This is a genomic window from Delftia sp. K82, assembly GCF_002193035.1.
GTDB classification, from domain to species: Bacteria; Pseudomonadota; Gammaproteobacteria; order Burkholderiales; family Burkholderiaceae_C; genus Comamonas; species Comamonas acidovorans.
The window spans coordinates 2,916,037-2,941,216 of sequence record NZ_MYFL01000001.1; the positions used below are offsets into that span (position 1 = coordinate 2,916,037).

The window sequence follows — 25,180 nt, forward strand, 5'->3', positions numbered from 1 at the left end:
GGGCGATAAGCCCAGGCATCCCCATGCACTCCTGCAGCGATCCTCACGCGACCCGCACTCTGGACCTCATCCCCAACGATCCTGTCCAGCCCGAGTTCCAGCGCCTGGTGGACGATGCGCGCGCAGCCATCGCCAGCGACCTTGGCGAGGCGCTGGACAGCCTCTACCTGTATGGCAGCGTGGCGCGCGGCTGCGCGAGGGCGGGCTTCTCGGACCTGGACCTGACGGTGGTGCTGGCGCGCTCCCTTAGCGGACAGGAGAGCGCCCAGCTGGAGCAGTTGCGCCAGGACCTGCAAATACGCCACAAAGAAGTCGTGAAGATCGATTTCGATCTGGGCACTCGGCAAGAGGTGCTGGACCCGGCCCATCTCTACAGCTGGGGCTACTGGCTCAAGCATGAGTGCCGCTGCATCCACGGCGCGGACCTGGCGCAGCAGTTTGAGGCGTTCGAGCCGTCCAGGGCGATTGCACACGCCGTCAATGGCGACTACGTGCAGGTGCTGAACGACTACCTGCAGCGCATTTCCGGAGCCAGGGACGACATGGAGGCCCTGCGCCTGCAACGCGAAGCCGCACGCAAGCTGATCCGGGCCACCAATGTGCTGCGCCCCTGCTCAGGGGGCTTCTGGCCGCGCACGCTGGAGGAGTTCGCCGATTGCTTTGCGCAGCTCCATCCGGAAATGGCGCAGTCCATGGCTTTCTTTCTGGCGCAGTCAAGGACGCCCGAGGCACCGAGAGCTCGTTTCAACGCAGAGCTTTCGGCCTTCATCAGCTGGATTCGGCGCCAGCGGGCTGCATCTACGGCAGTCTAGGTACCGGGCAACGCCAGGGCCCAAGCCGCCAAGCGCCTGATACGCAACAAAACCTTCACTCCTCTGTCACCGCGCCGTCACGCGCAGCGGGTGCAATGTAAACGTTTTCAAGAAATCGTTTACATCCATGAGCATCACCGAGGTTGCACGCCGCGCGGGACTGTCCGTCGCCACTGTTTCGCGGGTTTTCAATTCGCCGGAGGTGGTCAATGCGCAAACGCGCAGCACGGTGCTGCGCGTGGCGCAGGAAGTGGGCTATGTGGCCAATGCCAGCGCCCGCACGCTGCGCACGCGCAGCAGCAAGGTGCTGGGCGTGGTGCTGCCCACACTCACCAATCCGGTGTTTGCCGAGTGCCTGCAGGGCATTGCCTCACAGGCGGCGCTGCGCGGCTATGCGATTTCGCCTTGCACCACCGAATACGACCACGCCGGTGAAGACGCGGCCACCACGCGGCTGCTGGCCAGCGGGGTGGATGCGCTGGTGCTGGTGGTCTCCAATCCTGGCGATTCGGCGGCGCTGGCGCGTGTGCGCCAGGCCGGCAAGCCCTATGTGCTGGCCTATCACCACACCCATGAGCATGCCTGCGTGGGCGTGGACAACACGGGCGCCGTCAGGGAGCTGGTGCTGCGCCTGGCTGCGGCAGGCCACAGCCGCATCGGCATGGTCACGGGCCAGTTGCAGGCGTCCGACCGCGCCCAGCAGCGCTGCCGCGGCTATGCGCTGGGCATGCAGGCCGCAGGCCTGTCGCCGCTGCCGGTCTGGGAGGTGCCCTTTGCCGCCACGGCCGTGCAGATGCTGCAGCAGCACCTGGCCGAGCAGGCCCCGCCCACGGCCATTGTCTGCAGCAACGATCTGCTGGCGATACGCACCATCCGCGCGGCATCGCTGGCCGGGTTCCGCGTGCCTGCGGACCTGAGCGTGGTCGGCTTTGACGGGATTGCCATGGCGGGCGATCTCACGCCTTCGCTGGCCTCGATTTCCCAACCCAACCACGACATCGGCTCGGCCTGCGTGCGCCTGCTGTGCGATGCGCTGGCGGGCAAGAAAACCCTGGCCGCGCAAGACAGCCTGTGCCTGCCGCATGGCTGGCGCAGCGGCGAGTCCTGCCGGCTCTGAAACCAACAACAGCGGCCCGCGCAAGCCAAGGCCGCGCCCTTCCCTTCCCCACGCTCCCTCACCTCTTCGAGTACGCACCATGAAACTGACTGCCCTTCCCTTCAAGCTCTCCTTCAAGCCCTCCTTCAAGCGCCTTGCCCTGCTGGCCGCCACCACCGCCGTCTGCGGCACGGCGCTGGCCCAGAGCGCCATCTGCTACAACTGCCCGCCCGAATGGGCCGACTGGGGCACGCAGATCAAGGCCATCAAGGCCGATACCGGCATCACCGTGCCGCCCGACAACAAGAACTCCGGCCAGTCGCTGGCCCAGCTGGTGGCCGAGAAGGCCAGCCCCGTGGCCGATGTGACCTACCTGGGCGTGACCTTCGCCATCCAGGCGCAGAAAGACGGCGTGGTTGCCGCTTACAAGCCCGCCAACTGGGACCAGATTCCCGCCGGCCTCAAGGACCCCAAGGGCGAGTGGGTGACCATCCACTCGGGCACGCTGGGCTTCATGGTCAACAAGGCGGCACTGGGCGGCAAGCCCGTGCCTCAGTCCTGGGCAGACCTGCTCAAGCCCGAATACAAGGGCCTGGTGGGCTACCTGGACCCGGCCTCGGCCTTCGTGGGCTATGTGGGCGCCGTGGCGGTGAACCAGGCCATGGGCGGCACGCTGGACAACTTCCAGCCCGCCATCGACTACTTCAAGAAGCTGCAGAAGAACGAGCCCATCGTGCCCAAGCAGACCTCGTATGCGCGCCTGCTGTCGGGCGAGATCGGCATCCTGCTGGACTACGACTTCAACGCCTACCGCGCCCGCTACAAGGACAAGGCCGATGTGGACTTCGTGATCCCCAAGGAAGGCACCGTGGTCATGCCCTATGTGATGAGCCTGGTGAACAAGGCGCCGCACACGGACAACGGCAAGAAGGTGCTGGACTATGTGCTGTCCGACAAGGGCCAGTCCATCTGGGCCAACGCCTACCTGCGCCCCGTGCGCGACGTGGCCCTGCCCAAGGAAGTGGCCGGCCATTTCCTGCCCGCCAGCGAGTACGCACGCGCCACCTCGGTGGACTACCAGAAGATGGCCGATGTGCAAAAGGGCTTCTCCACGCGCTACCTGCGTGAAGTGCGTTGAGCCAGGCGGACTGCATCGTGGGCATTCCCTCCCAAGCGCCAGGCGACTGGCGCGCCCGCGCGCTGCTGCTGGCCTGCAGCGCGCCGGCCGTGGCCTTCTTTGCCGCGTTCTGGCTGCTGCCGGCCGGCCTGCTGCTGGCGCTGCCGGCGCGTGAAGGCTGGCGCACCTACTTCGCCACGCTGACCGACACGCTGTACCTGCAAAGCCTGCTGCAGACGCTGGCCCTGTCGCTGGCCGTGACCCTGGCCACGCTGCTGATCGGCGCGGTGATGGGCATTGCGCTGGCGCGCCACCGCTTCACGGGGCGCGGCCTGCTGCTGTCGCTGCTGACGCTGCCGCTGTCGTTTCCGGGCGTGATCATCGGCTTTTTCATCATCCTGCTGGGCGGGCGCCAGGGCGCGCTGGCCGATCTGTCGGTGGCCCTGGGCGGCGAGCGGATCACCTTCGCCTACGGGCTGCTGGGCCTGTTCCTGGGCTACCTGTACTTCTCGCTGCCGCGCGCCATTGCCTCCTACACGGCAGCGGCCGAGGCGCTGGACCCGCACCTGGAAGAGGCCGCGCGCTCGCTGGGCGGCAACGGCTGGCGCGTGGCGCGCGATGTGTGGTGGCCGCAGCTGCTGCCCACCACGCTGGCCTGCGGTGCCATCGTGTTCGCCACGTCGGTAGGGGCCTTCGGCACGGCCTTCACGCTGTCGAGCAAGTTCGAGGTGCTGCCCATCACCATCTACAACGAGTTCACCAACTACGCCAACTTCGCCCTGGCCGCCAGCCTGTCGATCAGCCTGGGGCTGATCACCTGGCTGGTGCTGTGGCTGTCGCGGCGCTGGGCGGGTCCGGCCGCCTCGGGAGTCTGAACATGCGGACCACACAAAAAAATAGCCCCCACGCTGCCCTTGCAGCGCAAGGTCCGCTGCCCCCCGAAGGGGCCGCTTTTTGCCTTGGGGCGGCCCGGCGGCCAAAAATGCCACCGCTGATGTGGCTGGTGACGGCCACGGTCACCCTGTTCATGCTGGCGCCCATGCTGCTGTCGGTGCTGGCCGGGCTGGTGCAGAACTACGGCCAGGGCCTGTCCAGCGGATTGACCACGCGCTGGCTGGCCGAGGTCTGGGCCGGCTACGGCAATACCGTGCTGATGTCGCTGCTGCTGGCCTGCGCCTGCGTGGCCATGACCTTGGTGCTGGGCGTGCCCTGCGCCTATGCGCTGGCGCGCAGCCGCTCGCCCTGGGCCCGGCATTTCGAGGAGTTGCTGACGCTGCCCGTGGCCATTCCGGGCCTGGCCAGCGCCCTGGCCCTGCTGCTGGCCTATGGCAGCGTGGCCGCCTTCCGCCAGAGCTTTGCCTTCATCCTGGTGGGCCATGTGGTGTTCACCCTGCCCTTCATGGTGCGCATGGTGGGCTCGGCGCTGCGCCGCCAGGAGCTGGTGGCGCTGGAGGAGGCTGCGCGCAGCCTGGGCGCCTCGTTCACGCAGCGCTTCCTGGGCGTGCTGGTGCCTGCCGTGCTGCCCGCCATCGTGGCCGCCTGCCTGATGGTGTTCACCCTGTCCATGGGCGAGTTCAACCTGACCTGGATGCTGCACACGCCGCTGACGCGCACCCTGCCCGTGGGCCTGGCCGACAGCTATGCGTCCATGCGCATCGAGGTGGGCTCGGCCTACACCCTCATCTTCCTCATCGTCATCCTGCCCGTGATGTGGCTGCTGCAGGCGCTGGGGCATTTCATCGAGAAGCATTATGGAAAGTAACAGCGTCGCCATCGACATCCGGCAATGCGCCAAGACCTATGCCGACGGCACCCGCGGCCTGCAGGCCACCGACCTGCGCGTGGAGCCCGGCGAGGTGCTGGCCCTGCTCGGCCCCTCGGGCTGCGGCAAGACCACGCTGCTGCGCATCATCGCGGGGCTGGAGACGCCGGACGCGGGCAGCCGCATCGCCTTCGGCGACACCGACGTCACCCGCGTGCCCATAGAAAAGCGCCAGGTGGGCATGGTGTTCCAGCACTACGCGCTGTTCCCGCAGATGAGCGTGCAGGCCAACATAGCCTATGGCCTGCGCATACGCGGCGTGTCCGAGCAGGAGCAGCGCCGCGTGGTGGGCGAACTGGTGGACCTGGTGCGCCTGAACGGCCTGGAGCACAAGCGCCCGGCCGAACTGTCCGGCGGCCAGCGCCAGCGCGTGGCCCTGGCCCGAGCCGTGGCATCGCGCCCGCGCGTGCTGCTGCTGGACGAGCCGCTGACCGCGCTGGACGCCAAGCTCAAGGAAACCCTGCGCGACGAACTCGCACAGCTGCTGCGCCAGCTGCGCATCACCGCCGTCCATGTCACGCACGACCAGCAGGAGGCCATGGCCATTGCCGACCGCATGGCCGTGATGCAGGCAGGCCGCATCCTGCAGGTGGGCGACGGTGAGAGCCTGTACCGCCGACCGGCCCATCCCTTTGTCGCCACCTTCCTGGGGCGCGTGAACCAGGTCGAACGCAGCGAAGACGATGCGCGCAGCAACCGGCTGGCGCTGGCCGGCATGGAGCTGGCCTGCCCGGCCGAATGCACGGGCGCGGCCCGGCTGCTGCTGCGCCCTGAAGACATCGAGGTCTGCGCCGCCGGCACGCCGGGCGCCGTGCCGGCATCGGTGACGCGCCGCGTCTTCCTGGGCGACCGCCTGCAGCTCACGCTGGAGCTGGCGGGCCACACGCCGCTGATGGCCGACGTGGCCCGCGACCACGCCGCGCAATCGGGCGACCGCGTGGCCTTGCGCATCGCCCCCCACCAATGGATGCCCAACCATGCCCACGCCTGAAACCCTGCGCCCCTCCATGACCACCTTCCTGGCCCAGCTCACCGACCTGCACATCCGCGAACCCGGTCGCCTGACCTACCGCCGCATCGATACCGCCCAATACCTGGAGCGCACGGTGCAAGGCGTACTCGCCCTGCCGCAGCAGCCGCACGCCGTCGTGATCACGGGCGACCTGACCGACTTCGGCCGGCCCGCCGAATACGCCCACCTGCGCAGCCTGCTGGCGCCGCTGGGCACGCTTCCCATCTACCTGCTGCCCGGCAACCACGACGACCGCGACACGCTGCGCACCGCCTTTCCCGAGCACACCTGGCTGCGCAGCGAAGGCTTCATCCAGTACGCGGTGGACATCGGCGATCTGCGGCTGATCGCGCTGGACACCGTGGTGCCCGGCCACAGCGAGGGCGCGCTGTGCGAGGAACGCCTGCAATGGCTGGAGCTGCAACTCACCGCCAGCGAAGGCCGCCCCGTGGTGATCGCCATGCACCACCCGCCCTTCGAGACCCTGATAGGCCACATGGACAAGATCGGCCTGCTGCAGGGTGCCCAGGCGCTGGAAGACCTGGTGCGCCGCCACCCCAACGTGCAGCGCGTCATCTGCGGCCACCTGCACCGCAGCATCCAGGTCGCCTTCGGCGGCACGGTGGCCATGACCTCGCCCGCGCCCGCCCACCAGGTCTGCCTGGACCTGGCGCCCGACGCCGCATCGGCCTGGACGCTGGAGCCGCCCGGCTTCATGCTGCACGCCCTGCCGCACGGCGGCCGACTGGTCAGCCATGCCGTGGCCAGCGGGCAATTCGACGGGCCGCACCCGTTCTGGGGTGCGGACGGGCGGTTGATCGACTGAGCACGAGGACACACCAACCCTGCCCCGGCGAAAGCCGGGGAGAATATCCGCCATGGATACAGCCAACATCAAGGGCCGCCTGGACTTCCTGCGCGAGGCCGAAAAACTCAAGAGCGTGCTGCGCAGCGCCCACACCTCCACCGGCCGCACCGAAAGCACGGCCGAGCACAGCTGGCGCCTGTGCCTGATGGCCATTGCCTTCGAGGACCAATTCGCACAGCTGGACATGCTCAAGCTGTGCGTGATCCACGACCTGGGCGAGGCCATCCACGGCGACATCCCCGCCGTGGAAAAGAACCAGCACCCCGACAAGAGCGCGCAGGAAAAGGCCGACCTGCTGCACCTGACCCGCTCGCTGCAGCCCGGGCACCGCGACGCCATCATGGCCCTGTGGCAGGAGTACGAAGACGCCGCCACCCCCGAGGCCCGCGCCGTCAAGGCCCTGGACAAGCTGGAGACCATCCTGCAGCACAACCAGGGGATCAACCCGCAGGATTTCGACTACGGCTTCAACCTGGGCTACGGCAGGAAGTACACGGGCGCCGATCCTCTGTTCGCCCAGGTGCGCAGCCTGCTCGACGAGGACACGCGCCAGAAAATGGGCGCCGCCGCGCAGGACGCCAGCGCGACCTAGCTGCGCCAGCGCCCCTGTGGCCGCGTCAGCGGCCCGCGCCGACCCGCTGCCGCCGCCCCAGCCCCATCCATCCGATGGCTGCAGCCAGCAGGCTCAGGAACACAAGGGCTGTGTGCTGCAGCGTCGGCACGGGGGTCACCTGGCCACCGCCGGGTGGAGCCGCCACCGTATTGATGGACGCAGAAGCCATGCACGGCACCGTTCCCACGACCTGCCCTGCTTGCATGCACTGCACCGCCGGGTCCCCGGCATTCACGGTGGCCACATTGGTAATGGTTGCGGGCGCCGGGTTGGACACGCTGGCCATCACGGTGAAAACCAGCGAGTCTCCTGCCGCGAACACGGGCACCGTGACTGCCAGCGATCCGGAGCCTGACGCCACGGGACATGGCGTGCTGGCGCCGGGCGTACAGATCCAGGTGGCGCGCTCCAGACCGGCAGGCAGGCTGTCGGCAATCTGCGCCTGGGTGGCGGCCACGGTCCCCGTATTCCTGACGGTGATGGTGTAGCGCACCTCCTGCCCCGCCTGCACCTGGCCTGCGGGCGAGATGCTATGGGTCAACGACAGGGCAGGATGCACGGCCTCCCTGTGCCAGGACATGACGTTCTGGTTTTGCACGGGCGCCCCGGTCCACGCAATGGACACGCCGTTGTCGGGCATCTCATAGGTGCCCAAGCAGGTGTCGCTCTCACCCGAATGGCTGACCTGCTGGGATGTTTCCGAGAACAAGGAAGCGCACATCGCGTTGTTCATGGCACCCACCTGTTCTGTGGCCATTTCAAACCGGCTGAGCATATCCACATCATTGGGAGATCCACCCGGGCCAATTTGATTGATGGAGCGGTGCGGATTGTTTCCCGTCAGCCAGCGTTGAAGGTGGATTCTGTTTCTCACGATATTGGACCCACTGTCCGTGGAAACCCTGAAAATGAATGCGCGCACATCCGGATCGGAACTGCTGTAGGCGTTCAATCCGTCCGAGAAACTATAGGAAGTCACCAGCGCCCTTATTTCGCTTTCGTCCAGATTGGGCTGCAAGGGTGCGGCCGTTTCAAACCAGCCGGCCAGGCGGGCGGTCCTCGGAAAATCCTGGCATGAGCCGTGAGACCCCAGGGGACACGCCGTGCGATCCTGGAAATCCGAGTAGGCGGTTCTCATCTCCCCGTAGTAACGCGTCACTTGCGCGCTGGCGGGGGGGCAGGCCGAGAGTGCTGCGCCGGCCATCAAGGCAGCCATGAGGGCGTGATTATTCATAGAACTCCCAGTGATGGATAGATTTGAGCTATCAAGGTATCACTGGTATTGAACTTTAAAAATCACCAATCCCCTACAGCCACTATTCAATGACAAATATTTGCAATCCCGCCATTGGAATGGAACTCCAAGCTGCCGTCCTGTCTACTTTTCAACGGAGAGCGCCGATGAATGCGGAACTGCATAACACCCTATCTACCCCCAAATATCTTTTTTGATTGGAATGCACAATACCCAATTTGAATCAAAGCCATTGTGACAAACGTTTCAAACAGTAAATGGCAGTGATGAATAGCGGTAGATCCGAACCTGGAACGCCGAGGACGGCTCCCTCACCGATCCACAGGCAGCGCCAGCGTCTCCTTGACCTCTTCCATCACCACATAGCTGTGCGACTCGGCCGGCACGGGCAGTTTCTTGAGGATGTCGCCCAGCAGGCGGCGGTACTCGCGCATGCCGCCCAGGCGGGCCTTGACCAGGTAGTCGAAGCTGCCCGAGACCAGGAAGCACTCCAGCACGTCAGGCACGTGCAGCAGCTCCTGGCGCACCTTGTCGAAGACCTCGCCCGACTTGGACGAGAGCTTGATCTCCACGAACACCAGCAGCGTCTTGCCCAGCGCCTCGGGCGAGAGGTGGGCGTGGTAGCCCGTGATCACGCCATCGCGCTCCAGGCGGCGCACGCGCTCCGAGCAGGGCGTGGCCGAGAGGCTGACCTGCTCGGCCAGTTCGGTCATGGAGATGCGGCCATCCCGCTGCAGGATGTCGAGGATCTTGCGATCGGTGCGGTCAAGCACGCGGTTTTCACTTTTGGCGGCCATGGCGGCGATTCCCGGGGCTTATCAATCACTGGAGAGTAGCAATATTTCAGTGGTTTCCACTGCCTCATCGTCAATAGACTTTGATTTCATCTTGTTGACCTGGCGGTGAATCGTATGAAAGTCCTTGTTCTTGGCGGCGGTGTCATCGGCGTGACCAGTGCGTACTACCTGGCGCGGGCCGGTGCCGAGGTCACGGTGCTGGACCGGCAGGATGCGCCCGCGTCCGAAACCAGCTTTGCCAACGCAGGCCAGGTCTCGCCCGGCTACTCCACGCCCTGGGCGGCACCCGGCATTCCGCTCAAGGCCCTGAAGTGGATGCTGCAGGAACACGCGCCGCTGGCCGTGCGCCTGGACGGCAGCCTGTTCCAGCTGCGCTGGATGGCGCAGATGCTGCGCAACTGCTCGGCCCAGCGCTACGCCGTCAACAAGGAACGCATGATGCGCGTGGCCGAGTACAGCCGCAGCTGCCTGCAGCAGTTGCGCGCCGACACCGGCATCGCCTACGAGCAGCGCACGGGCGGCACCTTGCAGCTGTTCCGCACCCAGGCCCAGCTGGACGCCGTGGGGCGCGATGTGGCCGTGCTGCGCGAATGCGCCGTGCCCTTCGAGCTGCTGGACCGCGACCAGCTCGCCCAGGTGGAGCCCGCCCTGGCCCAGGCGCGCGACCGGCTGACAGGCGGCCTGCGCCTGCCCAAGGATGAGACCGGCGACTGCCACCGCTTCACCAACGAGCTGGCCCGCATCGCCACCGGCCTGGGCGTGGAGTTGCGCTTCAACCAGAACGTGGATGGCCTGGTGGTCGAAGGCGGCCGCATTGCCGGCGTGCGCGTGAATGGCGAGCTGCTGACCGCCGACCGCTACGTGATGGCCTTCGGCAGCTACTCGCGCCAGGCGCTGGAGCCGCTGGGGCTGGACCTGCCCGTCTACCCCGTCAAGGGCTATTCGCTCACCGTGCCGCTGGGCAACCCGGCGCTGGCGCCGCAGTCCACGGTGCTGGACGAGACCTACAAGATTGCCGTCACCCGCTTTGACGACCGCATCCGCGTGGGCGGCATGGCCGAGCTGGGCGGGTTCGACCTGCGCCTGGACCCGCGCCGCCGCGCCACGCTGGAGCTGGTGGTCAACGACCTGTTCCCGGGCGGCGATGTGGCGCGCGCCAGCTTCTGGACCGGGCTGCGGCCCATGACGCCGGACGGCACGCCCATCATCGGCGCCACGCGCTACTCCAACCTGTTCCTGAACACCGGCCACGGTACGCTGGGCTGGACCATGGCCTGCGGCTCGGGCCGCCTGATCGCCGACCTGATCACCGGCCGCAGCCCCGAAATCAGCACCGACGGCCTGGCCCTGGACCGCTACACGCACCGGCCGGCCCGGCACCTGGGGGGCAGCTCCACGCCCGTGTCCGCCTGAGCGTACTGAGCGCGGCCGGGCACCGCCCCCACTTCAATGCGCCGAGAACCCCAGCAGATACTCGTAGCTGAGGCTGGTGGTGCGCGCGTCGCCTGCCACGGGCAGGCGCACGATGGCCAGCAGCTGGTTCATGCCGGCACGCGGTGTGACGGTCACCAGGCCGTCGGCATCGGTTGCCAGTGGCGGGCCGCTTTCTCCCAGCGACACCCGCACGCCGGCCCGGGGCTGGCCGTTCAGCAGCACCTGGAATTGCTGGGGCTCGCCCGCGTGGGGCGAGCGGCGGGTCTTGGCGATGATCTCCAGGGTCTGGCCCAGCTTCTCGCGGGTGACCGGGCCCCATTCGAGGATGGTCTTGTGGAACTTGAGCGCATGCACGCCGCTGGTGGCGCCGGGGTTCTCGGTCATGGGCTTTTCAACCATCGGCCCCTCGCCCACGCGGCTGAAAAATCCGTTGTCGAAATGCGCGGCCAGCAGCGCGGCCTTGCGGGCCGGCGTGGCGCGGGCACCGCCGGGCACGGGCTGCACGGCCACGTCGATGCGGCGGCCGCGCGCGTCATAGGCCTCAACGCTCTTGAGCTTGCCGGCCGCAAAGTTCTCCAGCTTGCCCTCATGGCCGCCGAACTGCACGGTGTAGGCGCCGTCGGCGTCGGGCTCCAGCCAGACGTTGTGGGCCTGGGCCAGCGGCGCGCAGGCCAGCAGGACCACGAATGCGGCGGTTGCAACGGATGCGAAACAGGGGTTGGATTTCATTTTTTCCTCCTCAAAACTGTGTCTGCACGCCGACCTTGAGCGTGCGCGGCGCGCCGGGCGCGAACAGCGGCACGCCGCGGATGACCGAGGCCGACGTGGCATAGGCCTTGTCCCCCAGGTTGGAGACCACGGCATAGATGCGGCTGCGCGCCGAAGGCAGGCGCCAGCTCAGGCCCAGGTCCCAGGTGGCGTATCCGCCGTAGAACACGCTGTTGTCGGCCGTGACGGCATAGCGGCCCACGCGGCGCCAGGTCAGCGTGCCCTCCCACTGCGCCAGCGGGCGCCAGGCCAGGCCCACGGTGGCAGTCTGCCGGGGCACGCCGGCCACCTGGTTGCCGACCAGGGCCGGGTTGCCGTTCTCGGTCACGCGCGAATGGGCGCTGCCCCAGGCCAGTTGCAGGTCCAGGTTCTTGCGCACGGCCCACAGCGCGCTGGCCTCCACGCCCGTGCGGCGCGTGGCGCCGAAGTTCTCGTACACGCCAGGCGCCACGTTGCGGATCTCGCCCGAGGACTGCAGCCGATAGGCGGCCACATCCAGCACCAGGCCCGGCATGGGCTTGATCTGCGCGCCCACTTCGGTCTGCCGAAAGATATTGGGATCGAGCCGCGCGGCGCCCAGCGCGTACTTGGCGAAATCGCTGGCCAGCGCAAATCCCTCGGACCAGCTGGCGCGCAGCAGCACACCCGGCGCCACCTGCGAGCGCAGGCCCAGCTTGGGGCTGGCATGCGCCGTGCGCGCCAGCGGGCCGCAGGGGTCGCTGCCCGTTTCGGGGCCGTTGGGACGGCAGCCGCCCGTGAAGCGGTCCCAGCGCAGGCCGGCGGACAGCTGCAGCAGGCGGTGAACGGGCGCATCCACCTCGGCAAAGGCCGAGAGGGTGTTGAGCCTGGAATTGCGGTCGTCAATGGCTGCGCCCGTGCGCTCGCGCCATTGCAGGCCGTCGTAGAACTGGTAGTCGGTGGATTCGCGCACGGCCTCCAGCCCGGCCACCCAGTTGAGCGGGGTCAGCGCCGTGACATGGCGGCCATTGAGGCTGGTGCCGGCGCCGTAGACGGCGCGGTCATAGCTTTCCTCGCGCTGGCGCCACTGCAGTGCGTCGATGGGCCGGCTGAACCAGCGCGTGAAGCTCTGCTGCGTGGTGTAGGCATGGCCCAGCCAGGTCAGCCGGGGCGAAAGCGCGTACTGCACATCGGCCCGCAGCGTGGCGAAGTTCTTGCGCGTGCCATCGTTCATGGCGCGCGGGTCCATGCCTTGCGGATCGCGCGCGAACTGCCCCGCTGTCAGGTACGACGGCGAATCGCCCTCACCATGGTGCAGCCGTGCCGACAGCGCCACCTCCAGCTGCGGCGTGAGCCGCTTGCTCCAGCGCAGGGCCGCCGTGCTGCGCTGGAACTGCGACTGCGCGCGAAATCCATCGGTGCGGTAGTGCTGGGCCGCCAGGTTCAGGAATTCGCCCTCCCCCAGCTTCAGCCCCAGGGCGCCCTGCGCGTCCAGCGTGCCGTGGGAGGACAGGCTGACATCAGCCTCGCGGTAGGGGGTGTAGTCGCCCTGCTTGCGCGTCTCTATCGCCATCAGCCCTGCACGGTTGAAGTTGCCGTACAGCGCGGACACGGGACCCTTGTAGATGCTGATGCGCTCCATCTCCAGCGGCACGATCACGCCCAGGTCCACATAGCCGTCAGCATGCGACATGGCCTCGTTCAGTGGAATGCCGTCCAGCACCACGCCCACGTCGCCGCCATGGCCGCCACCGCCGAAGCCGCGCATGACGATGGCGTCACCCACGCCGGACAGCTGGTAATTCTGCACATTCATGCCCGGCACCTGGCGCAGCAGCTCCTGCGGATGGCTGACATGGGCGTTGGCGATGTCCTCGGCCTCGATCACGCTGGTGGTGTAGGCGGCCGAGGCGCCGCGCGCGGTCTGGCCCTTGACCTCGACAGGCTGCAGGCTGGGCGAGGCATCCGTCGCCTGCTGTGCACCAGCCTGGGGAATGGCGGCCAGCCCCAGCAGGCCGGCCGCCGCAATCTGGTGCAAGGCGCAGGGCCGAGAAGGAAATTTCAGAGGATGTGTCATGCGGGTCCAAGAGTTGTATGAAGAAAAAAGCAAACTTCATACCGACCTGCATGACAGGGGCTGCGCGCCCGGCCCCGGACTGCCTCAATCGTCGTGCGAATGCGGATGGTGGTGCCCGTGATCGTGCCCGCCAGGCTCTGCCCTGCGCACCATCACCACGTTGAGCTGGCCGTGGTGCACGCCGCGCTCGGCCGTGATGGTGTCGGCAAAGCGCCGCACGGCGCTGGCCGGGCCGCGCAGCATGACGGTTTCAATGCATTGCTCGTGGTCCAGGTGCACATGGGTGGTGGCCATGTGCAGCTCATGGTGGTCATGCTGCAGGCTGGCCAGGCGCTCGGACAGGTCGCGCTCGTGGTGGTTGTAGACATAGGACAGGTTGGCCACGCACAGGCCGTCGGCGTCCTCGCGCTCGCGCACCTGGGCCAGGTGGGCGCGCAGCACGTCGCGGATGGCCTCGGAGCGGTTGTCGTAGCCGCGCGCGGCGATCCATGCGTCGAAATCACGGGCCAGGTCGTCGTCGATGGAGATGGTGAAGCGTTCCATGGGCAGCAGAAGTGGGGAAACAGGTGGCGGGAACAAAAAAGGTCGGCATCACGCAGGATGTGCCGGCCATTGTCCGGCCATCCAGGCCGGTGCCATGCATGCAACACCCGCGCCAATCACTGTCGGCGCATGCTGGCAATAGCGACAAACCACCACGGTCATGCTTTGTTCACATTCGCGCAATATCCGGTTACCCTGATCGAGGTTGCGCAGTGCGCACCGTCGATCGCTGAAAGGGGCGCGGCATGCAGTATTCATTCGATCAGCTTCTGGACATGCTGCTGTCCCTGCTGGAGGCTGCGCCCGCCTGTTCCTCGCGCGAACAGTCCTTCGAGCAGCTGCGCACGCTGTGGCTTCAGACCCACAGCTATTTCGCGGCCCCCGAGACCGAGCTGCGCCGCCTCGCCGGACGCAGGCTGGTCGAACTCCACGGCTGGAAGGATCTGGACAAGGACCCCTGCTACCTGGACCACGATCCCGGCAACGGCAGCGCCCTGCGCATCTACCTGCACCGCGATGGTGGCATGGTGATACAGCGCCTGCAGGGCGATGGCCGGCAGATCCTGTTCTCGCGCCTGGGCGTGCAGTTGCAGCCTGCTAGCTGAGCCTGCGCCCGGCCTGCGGGGCCAGTTGCTCCGGGGAAGACACGGCCCGGCCCTTGCGCTCCAGCAGCCACAGCACGGCCAGCGCCGTGACCACCGCCAGCCCCGCCAGCAGCAGCAACAGATCGTGGAAGGCCGCGCCGTACATCTGCGCAAGCAAGCCGTCCTGCCCCGGCAGCGCCTGGGCGGCGCGCGCCAGATCGGCCTGGGCAAGCTGCCCGGCCATCTCGCGCCGCAGGCCCGCATCGGGCGACAGCCCGCCAAGCCGCCCCTCCACCAGCACCGACAGCACGGCGCCCGCCACGGCCAGGGCCACGCCGTCCGCCGAGATGCGCACGGTGTTGAAGATGCCCGTGGCCATGCCCACGCGGTCTGGCGCCACGGTGCTCACGGCCAGCCCGTCCATCAGGCCCCAGGGCAGGCCAATGCCGGTGCCTATCAGCAGCAAGGGCAGCGCCAACGCCGGACCGGCGCCTTGCCCGAAAGCAGCCGCCAGCCACCACAGGCCCGCCGCGGCCAGCAGCAGACCGGCCGCCGACAGCCGGCCCGGGCTGATCCAGCGCGACAGCAGGCCCACCAGTAGGGCCGCCAGCAGCGGCACCACCAGCAAGGGCGCCGCCAGCCAGCCCATCATGCGGCCCGCCGCCAGCGGGCTGAGGCCCTCCACGCCGATGAAGCGCCCGGGCAGCATGACCACCAGAGAGATGAACAGAAACGCCGGTGACGCTGCCAGCAACTGCACGCCCAGAAAGCGCGGCTGCGAGAACAGCGACAGATCCAGCAACGGACGGGCCACGCGCCGCTGCACCGCCACGAAGACCACGAACAGCACGGCGGACAGCGCCAGCGGCCCCAGCACCTCGGCATGGAGCCAGCCGCGCTCGGGCACCATCAGCACGCCGTAGGTGAAGCCGCCCAGGGCCAGGGTGAACAGGGCTGCGCCCAGCCAGTCGGGCCGGTCGGCAGACACGGCTTCATCGCGCCGCGCGCTGACCATCACCATGGGCAGGCCCAGCAGCGCCACCAGCCCCGTCCCATGGAACACCCAGCGCCAGCCCAGGCTGTCCACCATCAGGCCCGACACCCAGGGGCCGAAGGCCAGGCCCAGGCCAAAGGTCGTGCCCAGCAGGCTGAAGGCCCGCATGCGCGCCGCGCCCTCGAACAGCGGCGCCAGCGAGGACATGGCCGCCGCAAAGGCCACCGCCCCGCCCAGCCCCTGCAGCAGGCGCAGCCCATCGGCCCAGCGCAGATCGGTTGCCAGGCCCACGCCAAAGCTCAGCAGGCCGAACCAGGCCAGCCCCAGCAGCCACAGGCGGCGCCGGCCATGGATGTCGGTCAGGCTGCCGGCCACCATCATGGCGCTGCCGTAGCTCAGGATGTAGGCATTCATGATCCAGCCCAGCTGGGAGGGCGTGCCGCCCAGCTCGGCATGGATGGAAGGCAGGGCCACGGCCGGGCCCGTGAAGCTCAGGGGAATCAGCAGCCCCGTCAGGCAGACGGCCAGCAGTTGCAGCCATTTGAGGGGGCTGCCGCGAGAGAGGGAAGACATGGTTTGTGCGCCATTTCAAGAAACGACCGCCAGCGTAGGCCCGTCTTCATCTGAGACAATCCATCTTTATTTCCGAATACTTGAGACACCCGAGTCTCAAATCATCTTCTTCACTCACCTCTTCACACAGCGCATGGAAATAGACAGCCTGGGCAGCATCGGCCTCTTTGTGCGCGTGGCCGAGCGGCTGGGCTTCTCTGCCGTGGCGCGCGAGCTGGGGCTGTCGCCCTCGGCCGTGGGCAAGGCCGTGGCGCGGCTGGAGGAGCGCCTGGGCGTGCGCCTGTTCAACCGCAGCACGCGCACGCTGGCACTCACGGCCGAGGGCGAACGCTTTCTGGAGCGCTGCCGGCGCATCCTCTGCGAGGTCGAGGCCGCGCAGCAGGAACTGCGCCATGCGGGCGAGCGGCCCCAGGGCCGGCTCAAGGTCAGCCTGCCACGCCACTGCGGTTTGTTCGAGCAGGCGCTCTCGGACTTCCTGCTGGAGTACCCCGAGGTCGAACTGGACCTGAACTTCTCGGACCATCTGGTCGATGTGATCGGCGACGGCTTTGACGTGGCCATACGCGCCGCGCCGCTGCAGGACTCGGGCCTCAAGCACCGGCGGCTGGGCGGCTTCCGGCGCGTGCTGGTGGGCTCGCCCGCCTATTTCCAGCGCCATGGCAGGCCGGCGCAACCTGCCGACCTGGCCCGCCACCAATGCCTGCACTACCGCTATCCGGCCACCGGCCGGCTGGAGCGCTGGCCCTTGGGAAATGACGACGACACCGCCCCGCCCGCGCTGCCCTCCAGCGTGGTCTGCAACAGCGTGGAGATGCGCATCTTCCTGGCGCTGCGCGGCCAGGGCATTGCCTGCCTGCCGGACTTCACCGTGGCCCGCCAGCTGGAGCAGGGCCTGCTGCAGACCGTGCTCGACCCGTTCACCGCCAACGCCCAGGGCACGGTCTGGATGGTCTGGCCCCCGGGCCGCGACCTCTCGCCCAAGGTCAGGGCCTTTCTCGAATTCATGGCGCACAGGCTGTTTGCCTGAACCGGGTCAGCGCATCCGCTCAGCCCCGCAGTTGCGAGACGGCCCAGGCCGCGATGAACAGGCCCAGGCCGAACACCGTGTGCGCCATCAGGCTGCGCAGCCGCGCCAAGGCGGGCTTGGGTGTCTTGCGGGCAAACAGCCCCGCCCCCATGCAGGGCTGCAGCGCCAGGAAGGGTGCGGCCACGGTGAACACGCCCCAGGCCAGGGCCGGCCACAGCGTGGGCGCCCGGGCCCAGCCCTCACCCGCCAGGGCCAGCAGAGCCGCAGCAAAGGCCACACCGATCGCATAGTGCGCCACCCAGCCCAGGGCCTTCTCACCCGCCACCGGCGCGGACCGGCCGATACCGGCATGCACCAGCCGGCCGCGCGGCAGATGGCCCAGCCAGCGGCCCACCATGGCGTAGTCCAGCGAAGGCACGCCCCACAGACGCTGCAGCAGCAGCGCCCACACATCCATCACCAAGGTCGCGCCTGCGCCCGTCAGCACGGCGCGCAGCAGGAATTCCGGCACATCCAGCATGTCTTTTCACTCTCTTGCAGGTTTGCAGCGGCCTCCTTGGATGCCACCGCATGCACAATGAACAATACATTCAATTAATTGATTGAATGTTTGCGTGATGCTAGGCTATCCCCCATGAATCCGTCAAGCAGCCCTGTACCGATCGAGGCCTTCCCCGACCTGGCCGACCTGGCGCGCACCCTGGGCCATGCCCACCGCCTCACCTTGCTGAGCCATGCGGCCGAAGGCGAGCAGCCCGTGGAGCGCCTGGCCGAGCTGTGCGGGCTGTCCGTGGCCAACACCTCCCAGCACCTGCAGCACCTCAAGCGCGCGGGCATGGTGCTCACACGGCGCGAGGGCAAGCATGTGCTGTACCGGCTGGGCGACGGGCCCATCACCGGCATCATCGATGCGCTGCACGACTATCTGCAATTCCGCCACGCCGAGATCCGCGCCGTGGTCTCCGACAGCCTGCGCCAGCGTGACCGCCTGCAAGCCGTTGCGCTGGACGAGCTGCTGCAGCGCATGCAGATGGACGACACCATCGTGCTGGACGTGCGCCCGCCAGCGGAATTCGCCCAGGGCCACCTGCCCGGGGCCGTCAACATTCCCCTGGAAGCGCTGGAAGGCGAGCTGGACGCGCTGCCGCCCGACAAGGACATCGTGGCCTATTGCGGGGGCCAGTACTGCGTGCTCTCGGCCAATGCCGTCACGGCGCTGCGCGCCAGCGGCCGGGAGGCGCGGCGCTTCGAGGCAGGCTTCACCGGCTGGCAGCAGGCCGGCCTGCGCGTGGAGGCCGGCGCCTAGCGCAGCAGCCGCGCCAGCCCTTGCTCGAACCGGCCATGCAAGGCCTGCGCGCCCTCGCCCGACAGGGCCAGCGCCAGCGCATGGCCATGGGTGTAATCGATCAGCAAGTCCAGCAGCACGGCGGCATCGTCATCGCTGGACTCGCACTGCTGCACCTCGCCGCGCAGCCGCTGCGTGAAGGCGGCCAGCGACTCGGTGAACAGGGCCGGGTCGCCCAGAATGCACACCGTCAGCGCCGGATGGCGGCGCACGCGCTCCATGTAGCCCGCCAGCAGCGCCTGCACGCGCTGCGCCGGCGCAAGCCCGGGCTGCGGTTCGGCCAGCGGCTGGCCATGCACGCGCTCCACCAGGCTGCGCATCAATTCCTGCTGGTCGCCCACATGGTGGATCACCGACATGGGCGTAATGCCCAGCTGCCGCGCCAGCGGCCGCAGGCCAAAGCCCTGCGCGCCCACGGCCTCCAGCAAGGCCAGCCCGGCATCCAGCACCTGATCGCGGCTGAGCGAGCGCCCGGCCGAGGGGCGCCCGCGCCGTGCAGCCTGTGCAGTCGATACAGCCGGTACAGCCGATACAGCCGGCTCACTCATCGCCGCCACCGTTACGCACCATGACCCGGCCGCCCGCCTCCACCCGGTAGCGCGTGCTGACCATGCCGCTGGGATAGGCCTGGGAGGCCAGGCACGTCAACCGCAGATCGCAGCCAATATCGCCAAACAGCGGCCGCCCCGCGCCGATCAGCACGGGCACGCGGGTGATGGTCATCTCGCCCACCTCACCCGCCGCCAGGAAGGCGCGGATCACGGCGCCGCCGTCGATATAGGCGCTGCTCCAGCCCTCGGCCCGCAGCTCGGCCACCAGTTGGGCAGGCTGGACGGACGTGATGCGCAACTTGCCGCGCAAGTGCACAGGCACATCGCTCGCGCCCAGCGTGCGGCTCATCACCACCACGGGTTTCTCAAACGGCCAGCCGTCGAAGCCCAGCACGCTTTCATAGGTGGAGCGGCCCATGACGATGCCATCCACCGTCTTCATGAAGGCCGCGTAGCCGTAGTCCTCGCCGCCATCGCCCCCGGCCGGCAGCCAGTCCAGCGAACCATCGGGCCGGGCAATGAAGCCATCGACCGAAGTGGCGATGAAGACCTTGCCGAATGCATTGCCGAACGCATTGCCGTGTGCTTTTGCGGGTGTCCTGTCGGGTGCCATGGCAGTCTCTCCATCCAATTAAACATACACCGTATGATAATTAATCTGCGGCACCCTGGCTACCGATGCCCGTGCTCAGGCATAGGCCAGGATGTCGGCCAGCGGCCTGCGCGCCTTCTGGGGGCGTGGCGTGCCTGCCGCGTGGCCCACGGCGACCAGCATCACGGGCAGTTCGTGGGCCTGCAGGCCAAAGCCCGCTGCCAGCAGTTCCGCATCGAATCCCACCATGGGGCAGCTGGCCAGCCCCAGGCCCTGGGCGGACAGCATCAGCGTCATGGCCGCCAGCGAGGCTGAGCGCACGGCCTCGTCGCGCTGCAGCTGCAGGTTGTCCGCGTGCGCGGCCTGGGCCTGGGCTACCCAGCCATCGGCCGTGCGCTGGCTCATCAGCCCGCCGTCCACGCTGGGCTGCAAGAACTCCGCCAGCCGCGCATGCGCGGCCAGCGTGCCGCAGACGATGAAGACGGCAGAGGCGTCCTCCACCTTCTGCTGCCCATAGGCGGCGGCCTTCAGCCGCGCCTTGGCCTCGGGTGTGCGCACGGCAATGAAGCGCCAGTTCTGCAGGTTGTAGGCCGACGGGGACAGCGAGGCCTGGGCCACCAGCGCGGCCAGCGTCTCATCGGCCAACGGGCAGCCCGGCTCGAAACGGTCTGCGGAAATGCGCGAAGCGATGGCCTGCCCGATGGGCATGGAGGAAAGTGCGGAAGAAGTCATGTGAAACGCTCGGTGGGAAAAAGAGAAAGAACTCAGTGCAAAAACTCAGGCGCCGCGCGAAGCAGACCACTGCACCGCCAGCACGCTGGCCAGCACCACCAGCAGGCCCAGGAAGGACATGCCCGTCATGGACTGCGACAGCAGCGCCCAGCCCAGGACCACGGCGGTGAGCGGACTCAGCAGGCCCAGCGAAGACACGGCCACTGAAGGCAGGCGCCCGATGCCGCGAAACCACAGCACATAGGCCAGCAGCGCGCCGGCAAGACACAGGTAGGCATAGGCGCCCAGCTGGGTGAGCGACAGCGCGGGCAGCGGCGCATCCACCCACCAGGCCAGCGGCAGCAGCATCAGCCCGCCAAACAGCAGTTGCCAGCCCGTCAGCGCCAGCACTGGCAAGTCCACGCGCCAGCGCCGCGTGAGCCAGGTGCCGGCCGCCATGCACACCGCACCCGCCAATGCCGCCGCCATGCCCACAGGCTCGAACACCGTCTGCGGCGACAGCAGCAACACCGCCATGCCCGCAATGCCCGCCACGGCGGCCCACAACGTCAGCCGCGCGGGGACCCGCCCGTCCACGCCCCAGGCCAGCGCCATCACCAGCAGCGGCTGCACGGCACCCAGCACGGCCGCCAGCCCGCCCGGCAGCCGGTAGGCCGCCACAAACAACAGCGCCTGGAACACGCCGATGTTCAGTGCGCCCAGCACCAGCAGCCGCCACCAGCCCGAGCCCACGGGCAGCCGCCGCGTGAAGAGCACCAGCAGCAGCCCGGCCGGCAGCACGCGGATCAGCGCAGCCGTGAACGGACGGTCTGGCGGCAGCAATTCGGAAGTGACGATGTAGGTGGAGCCCCAGATGGCGGGCGCCAGCGCGGTCAGCAGGATGTCGCGCCAGGACAGGGCGGGGCTGGCCGAGGGTGAGGCGGAGGAGGATGGCGAGTAGGACATGGCATTTATCTTCAATTCAAGACAAATCCATTATGCACGACTTATCTTAAAATCAAGACAAATGCCGAAACCCACCCTCCCCCGCCTGCCCGACCGGGTAGACACCATCCTCGAACAATGGGCACGCGAACGCCCCGACCTGGACGCCAGCCCCATGGGCCCCATCGGCCGTATCAAGCGCTGCGCCGCCCTGCTGGAGCAACGGCTGGAAGAGTGCTTTGCGCGCTTCGGCATGACCATGTGGGAATTCGACGTGCTGGCCACGCTGCGCCGCTCGGGCGCGCCCTTCTGCCTCACGCCCACGGCCCTGTTTTCCACGCTCATGGTCACCTCGGGCACCATGACCCACCGCATGAAAAGCCTGGAGACGCGCGGCCTGGTGCAGCGCCTGCCCAACCCGCAGGACGCGCGCAGCATGCTGGTGCAGCTCACCGACCAGGGGCTGGAGCTGATAGACCGCGCGGTGGAAGCGCACCTGGACAACGAGCGCGCCATGCTGGCGCCCATGCCCGTTGCCGAACTGGCCGCGCTGGACCAGCGGCTGTCCCAGCTGCTGCGCGTGCTGGAGGGCGGGCCTGACGAGGGCACTCGCCCTGCCCCCTGAACTGGCGTATATCCAGGTCATTGGGACTGGCGACGGTCGTGGTGCTCACGCCCTTCGTCATGACCCGGGAACGCTTTTGGCAAAAGAGGTGCTTCCCTTGAAGCACGTCGCAGGCACCCAGCCGCTTCTCGATACGCCATGGCAGGAATTGCTTACGCGCATGTCTCAAGACCTGCGCAACAGCCCGCATCCTGGACTCGGATGGGCAATGCCAGAAAATCCTGATCACGCAAGCGCGACCCACAGAAGACCATTGGCTTTCCCACAATCTGCTGCAAAAACCTTGGTGTCGAATTTTTGTAGCCAGATGTAATGATTTCACCAAAGATTTCCACTAAGATGTCCATTCCAACGGTGAAATGGCGATAACAGATTCTCAAACGACTTTGATACTCCCTCAACGCACCACACCATCTTGATAATGGTTTACTAATCTCCCGCCTTGGATACAAAAGGCTGCCACAGGCTGAATGCGCGCGATTTTCAATCGTCCAATGTTCAGGCTTTTTTCGGCTGATCCTTTACCGCACAATTTTCACACGAATGGCATGACGTCAGTTTACTCAGGCGGTAAACAGGCGGTTTAGCGAGTTATTCAATCTTTCAAACGGCACTGTGCAAAGCAGTCTCGCCGAGGCTTCGGCGTGGAATAGCCCTATGGCATCGGCACATAAAAAATGGGAGACATACCATGGATAGATCGGAAATAGCTTTGGCAAATAGCGAATGCCATCTCGATGCTGCGCATCCAATAGCAGATGAAGTCATCGCGTCTGCGCTCACCGCGCGCGAAATCGATGTACTCGAAGCGATGGCCAAAGGCCTCGGCTGCAGGGACATTGCGCACACGCTGGGCATCAGCGAACACACGGTACGCAAGCACCGCAGCAATATGTGCACGCGGCTGGGCCTGCGCAATGCCGTAGAACTCGTCACGCATGCCAGGCGGCAAGGCTGGTTGAGCGCTGCCCGCTCACCGCTCCCTCTGTCTCCCCGCGAGCAGGAGGTGATGGTGCACGTGCTGGCGGGCCAGACCAGCAAGGAGATCGCACGTTCGCTTTACCTCAGCGACTTGACCGTGCGCAAGCATCGCGAAAACATTCTGCGCAAACTGGGCCTGACAAGCACCGCCCAATTGCAGACATTCGCGCCAACGGCAACTCGCAATGGCGGCAGCATCTGATATCCAGGCCAGCGTGCATCGCCTGTCCGTGCTCACCGAATACGACATTGGAAGTATTCCACCCTCCTGGTGCAATTGGGCATGATGAGTCCAACGAATCGCGGACATTGACTTTCGCGACTTTTGATCAACCGGAGGGCGAGCAATCTCCTTATGGCGGCTGCAGCAGGCACCATTGCATTTCAGGTTTGCGCGGTTGACATGGAATATCCGCGCGAGCCTTGAACGACTGCAGAAGCTCATATCTCTTCGCCTTTCAGTCTTTACGCCTTTTAGTTTCTTCGTCTCTACGGTCCGCATCCGTCGAGGCATCTTCCCGGCACCCACGTGTCGGATTCCTGCACGCAACTCAAAGGAGTATCCCGCCATGAATCATTCTTCGCGGTCACCACCTGCGATTTCTCCCAAGCACCTCATGCCTTAGGCCCAATACCGGGCAATCATTCTCATTGGCAAAGAAAAGCGTTCATGACGTCAAACCTCATGTCGCTCCCTATCCATTCAATTTCAGGAATTGCACGCCATGTCAGATCAAGCCATGTTCAGCCAGTTGTACAACGCCCTTGTCGATAATCTCGGCACCCCGAATTTCCAGTTGCTTGGCACCCCCAAGGACTTCAGCTGGGGCACGGCTCCGACCGGGCAATGGGACCCGGCCGCCTATCAGATCGTCAGCGGCATGCCGCAGTGGTCCGCGATCGGCCAGTACGGCAGCCTCGATGCAACGCTCTTCGACGCCGTTCGCCAGATCTTTGGTCACGTGACATTCAAGGTCAGCCCCGAGCAGCAGGCCAATCAGACGGAGCTGGCCAACCTGTGCGTCCAGAAAAGCAATGCGATGGCCAAGGCCAACAGCGACATGAACCAGTTCTACCTGAGTTCAAAGCAGAACGGCGGCTTGATATTCGCGGCCCGCTACCCTGACATCAGCACGTGGATCAACAACGCGCCGGAGGCTGCTGCCTACATTACGACCATCCAGGCGGCCACCAACGCCTACAACCAGGCGGTCAAGATGAAGATGGAGCTGGAGCGGGCCAGCATGCCCAGCGATCTGCAGCGCGCCATCGACATGATGCAGATTCCGTCGGGCGACCCTGCCTCAAACAACGCACCGGCAGGCTGGACCAAGGTGCCGGATGGCTCGGGCATCCTGCGCTGGCAGCCGGACTTCCACATCGACACGACGGGCGCGGACTGGCGCGCAGCGCTCAGCAATGGCAGTGCAGGCGCGTTCTCGATCGCGATGAAATCTTCGCAATCGAGCAGCGACTTCAAGTCCTCGTTTGCCAAGGGCTCGACCAGCGTTGGCAACTTCTTCTGGAGCGTCAACGCATCGGGCGGCTGGAGCAAGTCCGACCTGTTCAACCAGGACTCGAGCTCGGCCGTGAAGATCAGCTGCGAGTCCTCCACGCGCGTGAAGGTGAATCCGGGCGACTGGTACCCCGGCGGCTTCATGAGCGAACTGGCCAAGGCACAGCAGGGGCCGAACGGCCAGGGCTACACCATCGTCGCCCCGTGGGTGGCCAACGGTGGCCCGGGGTCGAGCTCCCTGTTCGGCCCGAACGGCATCGTCGCGGCACGGGTGTCCGAGCTGCTGGTCGTCTACAAGCCTTCGTTCGAGATCACGATGAGCGCCAACACCTATCAGCAGAACAAGCAGGCCTTCGAGGGCAGCGCGGGTGTGCGCATCGGGCCCTTCACCTTCGGTGGCACGGGCGGTCACCAGTCCGAGTACACCAAGAGCACCGCACAGGCCAATACCTTCAAGGGCAGCAGCACCTCGGTGAACCCGCAAATCATCGGCGTGATCGTCGACTTCCCGGGCATCCATTGACCTGAAGACCAGCGGGTGGGCGGGACTGGCGGGTCCCGCCC

The 25,180-nt window shown here is 66.7% G+C and carries 26 protein-coding genes; 15 read left to right on the forward strand and 11 right to left on the reverse strand.

Annotated features, from left to right (window positions below; genetic code table 11):
- The first annotated feature begins 23 nt into the window (after window positions 1-23).
- The 8 genes from KDK82_RS12830 to KDK82_RS12865 all read left to right on the forward strand — a co-directional run bounded on the left by KDK82_RS12830 (window position 24) and on the right by KDK82_RS12865 (window position 7,319).
- The gene (locus KDK82_RS12830; RefSeq protein WP_088165109.1) at window positions 24-812 is read left to right on the forward strand and encodes a nucleotidyltransferase domain-containing protein; all 789 of its coding nucleotides are present in this window, start codon (window positions 24-26) and stop codon (window positions 810-812) included.
- A 127-nt stretch (window positions 813-939) separates the two neighbouring features.
- A complete protein-coding gene (locus KDK82_RS12835) occupies window positions 940-1,929 on the forward strand; it encodes a LacI family DNA-binding transcriptional regulator (RefSeq protein ID WP_088165110.1) in 990 nt (329 codons plus the stop codon).
- Between the two features lie 79 nt (window positions 1,930-2,008).
- Window positions 2,009-3,046, forward strand: coding sequence for an ABC transporter substrate-binding protein (locus KDK82_RS12840; protein ID WP_012204963.1), 1,038 nt, complete (start codon window positions 2,009-2,011; stop codon window positions 3,044-3,046).
- Window positions 3,043-3,900 carry an ABC transporter permease gene (locus KDK82_RS12845; protein ID WP_034392389.1) on the forward strand — a complete coding sequence of 286 codons (858 nt, stop codon included), beginning with the start codon at window positions 3,043-3,045 and terminating at the stop codon, window positions 3,898-3,900. The genes KDK82_RS12840 and KDK82_RS12845 overlap by 4 nt, the downstream gene beginning before the upstream one ends.
- A gap of 119 nt (window positions 3,901-4,019) precedes the next feature.
- Complete coding sequence (locus tag KDK82_RS12850; protein ID WP_088165516.1) at window positions 4,020-4,787, forward strand: ABC transporter permease; 768 nt, start codon at window positions 4,020-4,022, stop codon at window positions 4,785-4,787.
- A complete protein-coding gene (locus KDK82_RS12855; RefSeq protein WP_088165111.1) occupies window positions 4,777-5,838 on the forward strand; it encodes an ABC transporter ATP-binding protein in 1,062 nt (353 codons plus the stop codon). The genes KDK82_RS12850 and KDK82_RS12855 overlap by 11 nt, the downstream gene beginning before the upstream one ends.
- A complete protein-coding gene (locus KDK82_RS12860; protein ID WP_088165112.1) occupies window positions 5,825-6,685 on the forward strand; it encodes a phosphodiesterase in 861 nt (286 codons plus the stop codon). Before KDK82_RS12855 ends, KDK82_RS12860 begins: the two co-directional genes overlap by 14 nt.
- A 52-nt stretch (window positions 6,686-6,737) precedes the next feature.
- Entirely contained in the window at window positions 6,738-7,319 is a 582-nt protein-coding gene (locus KDK82_RS12865) for an HD domain-containing protein (RefSeq protein ID WP_088165113.1), read from the forward strand.
- A 25-nt stretch (window positions 7,320-7,344) separates the two neighbouring features.
- On the opposite strand, the gene KDK82_RS12870 is transcribed toward KDK82_RS12865, so the two are convergent.
- Both KDK82_RS12870 and KDK82_RS12875 read right to left on the reverse strand, forming a co-directional pair.
- On the reverse strand, window positions 7,345-8,574 hold the full coding sequence (locus tag KDK82_RS12870; protein ID WP_088165114.1) for an IPTL-CTERM sorting domain-containing protein: 1,230 nt from the start codon (window positions 8,572-8,574) through the stop codon (window positions 7,345-7,347).
- Window positions 8,575-8,906: 332 nt separating this feature from the next.
- Entirely contained in the window at window positions 8,907-9,392 is a 486-nt protein-coding gene (locus KDK82_RS12875) for a winged helix-turn-helix transcriptional regulator (RefSeq protein WP_012204957.1), read from the reverse strand.
- 114 nt (window positions 9,393-9,506) lie between these two features.
- Between KDK82_RS12875 and KDK82_RS12880 the strand changes: the two genes are divergently transcribed.
- Window positions 9,507-10,805 (forward strand): D-amino acid dehydrogenase, encoded by a 1,299-nt coding sequence (locus KDK82_RS12880; RefSeq protein WP_047217290.1) that lies wholly within the window; start codon window positions 9,507-9,509, stop codon window positions 10,803-10,805.
- Window positions 10,806-10,838: 33 nt separating this feature from the next.
- Here the strand turns inward: KDK82_RS12880 and KDK82_RS12885 are convergent, their stop codons facing one another.
- The 3 genes from KDK82_RS12885 to nikR form a co-directional block, all read right to left on the reverse strand.
- Window positions 10,839-11,555 carry a DUF4198 domain-containing protein gene (locus tag KDK82_RS12885; protein ID WP_088165115.1) on the reverse strand — a complete coding sequence of 239 codons (717 nt, stop codon included), beginning with the start codon at window positions 11,553-11,555 and terminating at the stop codon, window positions 10,839-10,841.
- 10 nt (window positions 11,556-11,565) lie between these two features.
- Entirely contained in the window at window positions 11,566-13,590 is a 2,025-nt protein-coding gene (locus KDK82_RS12890) for a TonB-dependent receptor (protein WP_256974473.1), read from the reverse strand.
- A gap of 123 nt (window positions 13,591-13,713) precedes the next feature.
- Complete coding sequence (gene nikR, locus KDK82_RS12895) at window positions 13,714-14,172, reverse strand: nickel-responsive transcriptional regulator NikR (RefSeq protein ID WP_088165117.1); 459 nt, start codon at window positions 14,170-14,172, stop codon at window positions 13,714-13,716.
- Between the two features lie 245 nt (window positions 14,173-14,417).
- Between nikR and KDK82_RS12900 the strand changes: the two genes are divergently transcribed.
- On the forward strand, window positions 14,418-14,777 hold the full coding sequence (locus tag KDK82_RS12900) for a hypothetical protein (protein ID WP_088165118.1): 360 nt from the start codon (window positions 14,418-14,420) through the stop codon (window positions 14,775-14,777).
- Here KDK82_RS12900 and KDK82_RS12905 read toward each other — a convergent pair.
- Window positions 14,770-16,323 (reverse strand): MFS transporter, encoded by a 1,554-nt coding sequence (locus KDK82_RS12905; RefSeq protein WP_088165119.1) that lies wholly within the window; start codon window positions 16,321-16,323, stop codon window positions 14,770-14,772. The two genes, KDK82_RS12900 and KDK82_RS12905, sit on opposite strands and share 8 nt — an antisense overlap.
- 139 nt (window positions 16,324-16,462) lie before the next feature.
- Here KDK82_RS12905 and KDK82_RS12910 point away from each other — a divergent pair, with 139 nt between their 5' ends.
- Window positions 16,463-17,350, forward strand: coding sequence for a LysR family transcriptional regulator (locus KDK82_RS12910; protein ID WP_034398388.1), 888 nt, complete (start codon window positions 16,463-16,465; stop codon window positions 17,348-17,350).
- Between the two features lie 19 nt (window positions 17,351-17,369).
- Here the strand turns inward: KDK82_RS12910 and KDK82_RS12915 are convergent, their stop codons facing one another.
- Entirely contained in the window at window positions 17,370-17,870 is a 501-nt protein-coding gene (locus KDK82_RS12915; RefSeq protein ID WP_088165120.1) for a DUF2938 domain-containing protein, read from the reverse strand.
- A 114-nt stretch (window positions 17,871-17,984) separates the two neighbouring features.
- Here KDK82_RS12915 and KDK82_RS12920 point away from each other — a divergent pair, with 114 nt between their 5' ends.
- Window positions 17,985-18,656: a metalloregulator ArsR/SmtB family transcription factor gene (locus tag KDK82_RS12920; RefSeq protein ID WP_071955213.1), complete on the forward strand. Its 672-nt coding sequence runs from the start codon at window positions 17,985-17,987 to the stop codon at window positions 18,654-18,656.
- On the opposite strand, the gene KDK82_RS12925 is transcribed toward KDK82_RS12920, so the two are convergent.
- From KDK82_RS12925 to KDK82_RS12940, 4 genes are all read right to left on the reverse strand, one after another.
- Window positions 18,653-19,243 carry a TetR/AcrR family transcriptional regulator gene (locus tag KDK82_RS12925; protein ID WP_088165121.1) on the reverse strand — a complete coding sequence of 197 codons (591 nt, stop codon included), beginning with the start codon at window positions 19,241-19,243 and terminating at the stop codon, window positions 18,653-18,655. The genes KDK82_RS12920 and KDK82_RS12925 overlap by 4 nt on opposite strands.
- A complete protein-coding gene (locus KDK82_RS12930) occupies window positions 19,236-19,859 on the reverse strand; it encodes a dihydrofolate reductase family protein (protein ID WP_088165122.1) in 624 nt (207 codons plus the stop codon). The genes KDK82_RS12925 and KDK82_RS12930 overlap by 8 nt, the downstream gene beginning before the upstream one ends.
- 75 nt (window positions 19,860-19,934) lie before the next feature.
- Window positions 19,935-20,570: a nitroreductase family protein gene (locus tag KDK82_RS12935; RefSeq protein ID WP_088165123.1), complete on the reverse strand. Its 636-nt coding sequence runs from the start codon at window positions 20,568-20,570 to the stop codon at window positions 19,935-19,937.
- A 45-nt stretch (window positions 20,571-20,615) separates the two neighbouring features.
- On the reverse strand, window positions 20,616-21,515 hold the full coding sequence (locus tag KDK82_RS12940) for an EamA family transporter (RefSeq protein WP_179217902.1): 900 nt from the start codon (window positions 21,513-21,515) through the stop codon (window positions 20,616-20,618).
- A gap of 61 nt (window positions 21,516-21,576) precedes the next feature.
- Here KDK82_RS12940 and KDK82_RS12945 point away from each other — a divergent pair, with 61 nt between their 5' ends.
- The 3 genes from KDK82_RS12945 (at window position 21,577) to KDK82_RS12955 (ending at window position 25,139) form a co-directional block, all read left to right on the forward strand.
- Window positions 21,577-22,119 carry a MarR family winged helix-turn-helix transcriptional regulator gene (locus KDK82_RS12945; RefSeq protein WP_012204944.1) on the forward strand — a complete coding sequence of 181 codons (543 nt, stop codon included), beginning with the start codon at window positions 21,577-21,579 and terminating at the stop codon, window positions 22,117-22,119.
- 691 nt (window positions 22,120-22,810) lie between these two features.
- On the forward strand, window positions 22,811-23,302 hold the full coding sequence (locus KDK82_RS12950) for a response regulator transcription factor (RefSeq protein ID WP_034392348.1): 492 nt from the start codon (window positions 22,811-22,813) through the stop codon (window positions 23,300-23,302).
- A 523-nt stretch (window positions 23,303-23,825) separates the two neighbouring features.
- Entirely contained in the window at window positions 23,826-25,139 is a 1,314-nt protein-coding gene (locus KDK82_RS12955; protein ID WP_034392346.1) for a hypothetical protein, read from the forward strand.
- Window positions 25,140-25,180 lie beyond the last annotated feature (41 nt).

Bases quoted from the DNA above. Each gene is read 5' to 3' on its own strand.
- KDK82_RS12830 (WP_088165109.1), top strand. From the start codon at position 24: ATGCACTCCTGCAGCGATCCTCACGCGACCCGCACTCTGGACCTCATC.
- KDK82_RS12945 (WP_012204944.1), top strand. From the start codon at position 21,577: ATGCCGAAACCCACCCTCCCCCGCCTGCCCGACCGGGTAGACACCATC.
- KDK82_RS12860 (WP_088165112.1), top strand. From the start codon at position 5,825: ATGCCCACGCCTGAAACCCTGCGCCCCTCCATGACCACCTTCCTGGCC.
- KDK82_RS12915 (WP_088165120.1), bottom strand. From the start codon at position 17,870: ATGCTGGATGTGCCGGAATTCCTGCTGCGCGCCGTGCTGACGGGCGCA.
- KDK82_RS12920 (WP_071955213.1), top strand. From the start codon at position 17,985: ATGAATCCGTCAAGCAGCCCTGTACCGATCGAGGCCTTCCCCGACCTG.
- KDK82_RS12855 (WP_088165111.1), top strand. From the start codon at position 4,777: ATGGAAAGTAACAGCGTCGCCATCGACATCCGGCAATGCGCCAAGACC.
- nikR (WP_088165117.1), bottom strand. From the start codon at position 14,172: ATGGAACGCTTCACCATCTCCATCGACGACGACCTGGCCCGTGATTTC.
- KDK82_RS12905 (WP_088165119.1), bottom strand. From the start codon at position 16,323: ATGTCTTCCCTCTCTCGCGGCAGCCCCCTCAAATGGCTGCAACTGCTG.
- KDK82_RS12850 (WP_088165516.1), top strand. From the start codon at position 4,020: ATGTGGCTGGTGACGGCCACGGTCACCCTGTTCATGCTGGCGCCCATG.
- KDK82_RS12900 (WP_088165118.1), top strand. From the start codon at position 14,418: ATGCAGTATTCATTCGATCAGCTTCTGGACATGCTGCTGTCCCTGCTG.
- KDK82_RS12930 (WP_088165122.1), bottom strand. From the start codon at position 19,859: ATGGCACCCGACAGGACACCCGCAAAAGCACACGGCAATGCGTTCGGC.
- KDK82_RS12865 (WP_088165113.1), top strand. From the start codon at position 6,738: ATGGATACAGCCAACATCAAGGGCCGCCTGGACTTCCTGCGCGAGGCC.
- KDK82_RS12955 (WP_034392346.1), top strand. From the start codon at position 23,826: ATGTCAGATCAAGCCATGTTCAGCCAGTTGTACAACGCCCTTGTCGAT.
- KDK82_RS12950 (WP_034392348.1), top strand. From the start codon at position 22,811: ATGGATAGATCGGAAATAGCTTTGGCAAATAGCGAATGCCATCTCGAT.
- KDK82_RS12925 (WP_088165121.1), bottom strand. From the start codon at position 19,243: ATGAGTGAGCCGGCTGTATCGGCTGTACCGGCTGTATCGACTGCACAG.
- KDK82_RS12880 (WP_047217290.1), top strand. From the start codon at position 9,507: ATGAAAGTCCTTGTTCTTGGCGGCGGTGTCATCGGCGTGACCAGTGCG.
- KDK82_RS12935 (WP_088165123.1), bottom strand. From the start codon at position 20,570: ATGACTTCTTCCGCACTTTCCTCCATGCCCATCGGGCAGGCCATCGCT.
- KDK82_RS12875 (WP_012204957.1), bottom strand. From the start codon at position 9,392: ATGGCCGCCAAAAGTGAAAACCGCGTGCTTGACCGCACCGATCGCAAG.
- KDK82_RS12940 (WP_179217902.1), bottom strand. From the start codon at position 21,515: ATGTCCTACTCGCCATCCTCCTCCGCCTCACCCTCGGCCAGCCCCGCC.
- KDK82_RS12835 (WP_088165110.1), top strand. From the start codon at position 940: ATGAGCATCACCGAGGTTGCACGCCGCGCGGGACTGTCCGTCGCCACT.
- KDK82_RS12885 (WP_088165115.1), bottom strand. From the start codon at position 11,555: ATGAAATCCAACCCCTGTTTCGCATCCGTTGCAACCGCCGCATTCGTG.
- KDK82_RS12840 (WP_012204963.1), top strand. From the start codon at position 2,009: ATGAAACTGACTGCCCTTCCCTTCAAGCTCTCCTTCAAGCCCTCCTTC.
- KDK82_RS12870 (WP_088165114.1), bottom strand. From the start codon at position 8,574: ATGAATAATCACGCCCTCATGGCTGCCTTGATGGCCGGCGCAGCACTC.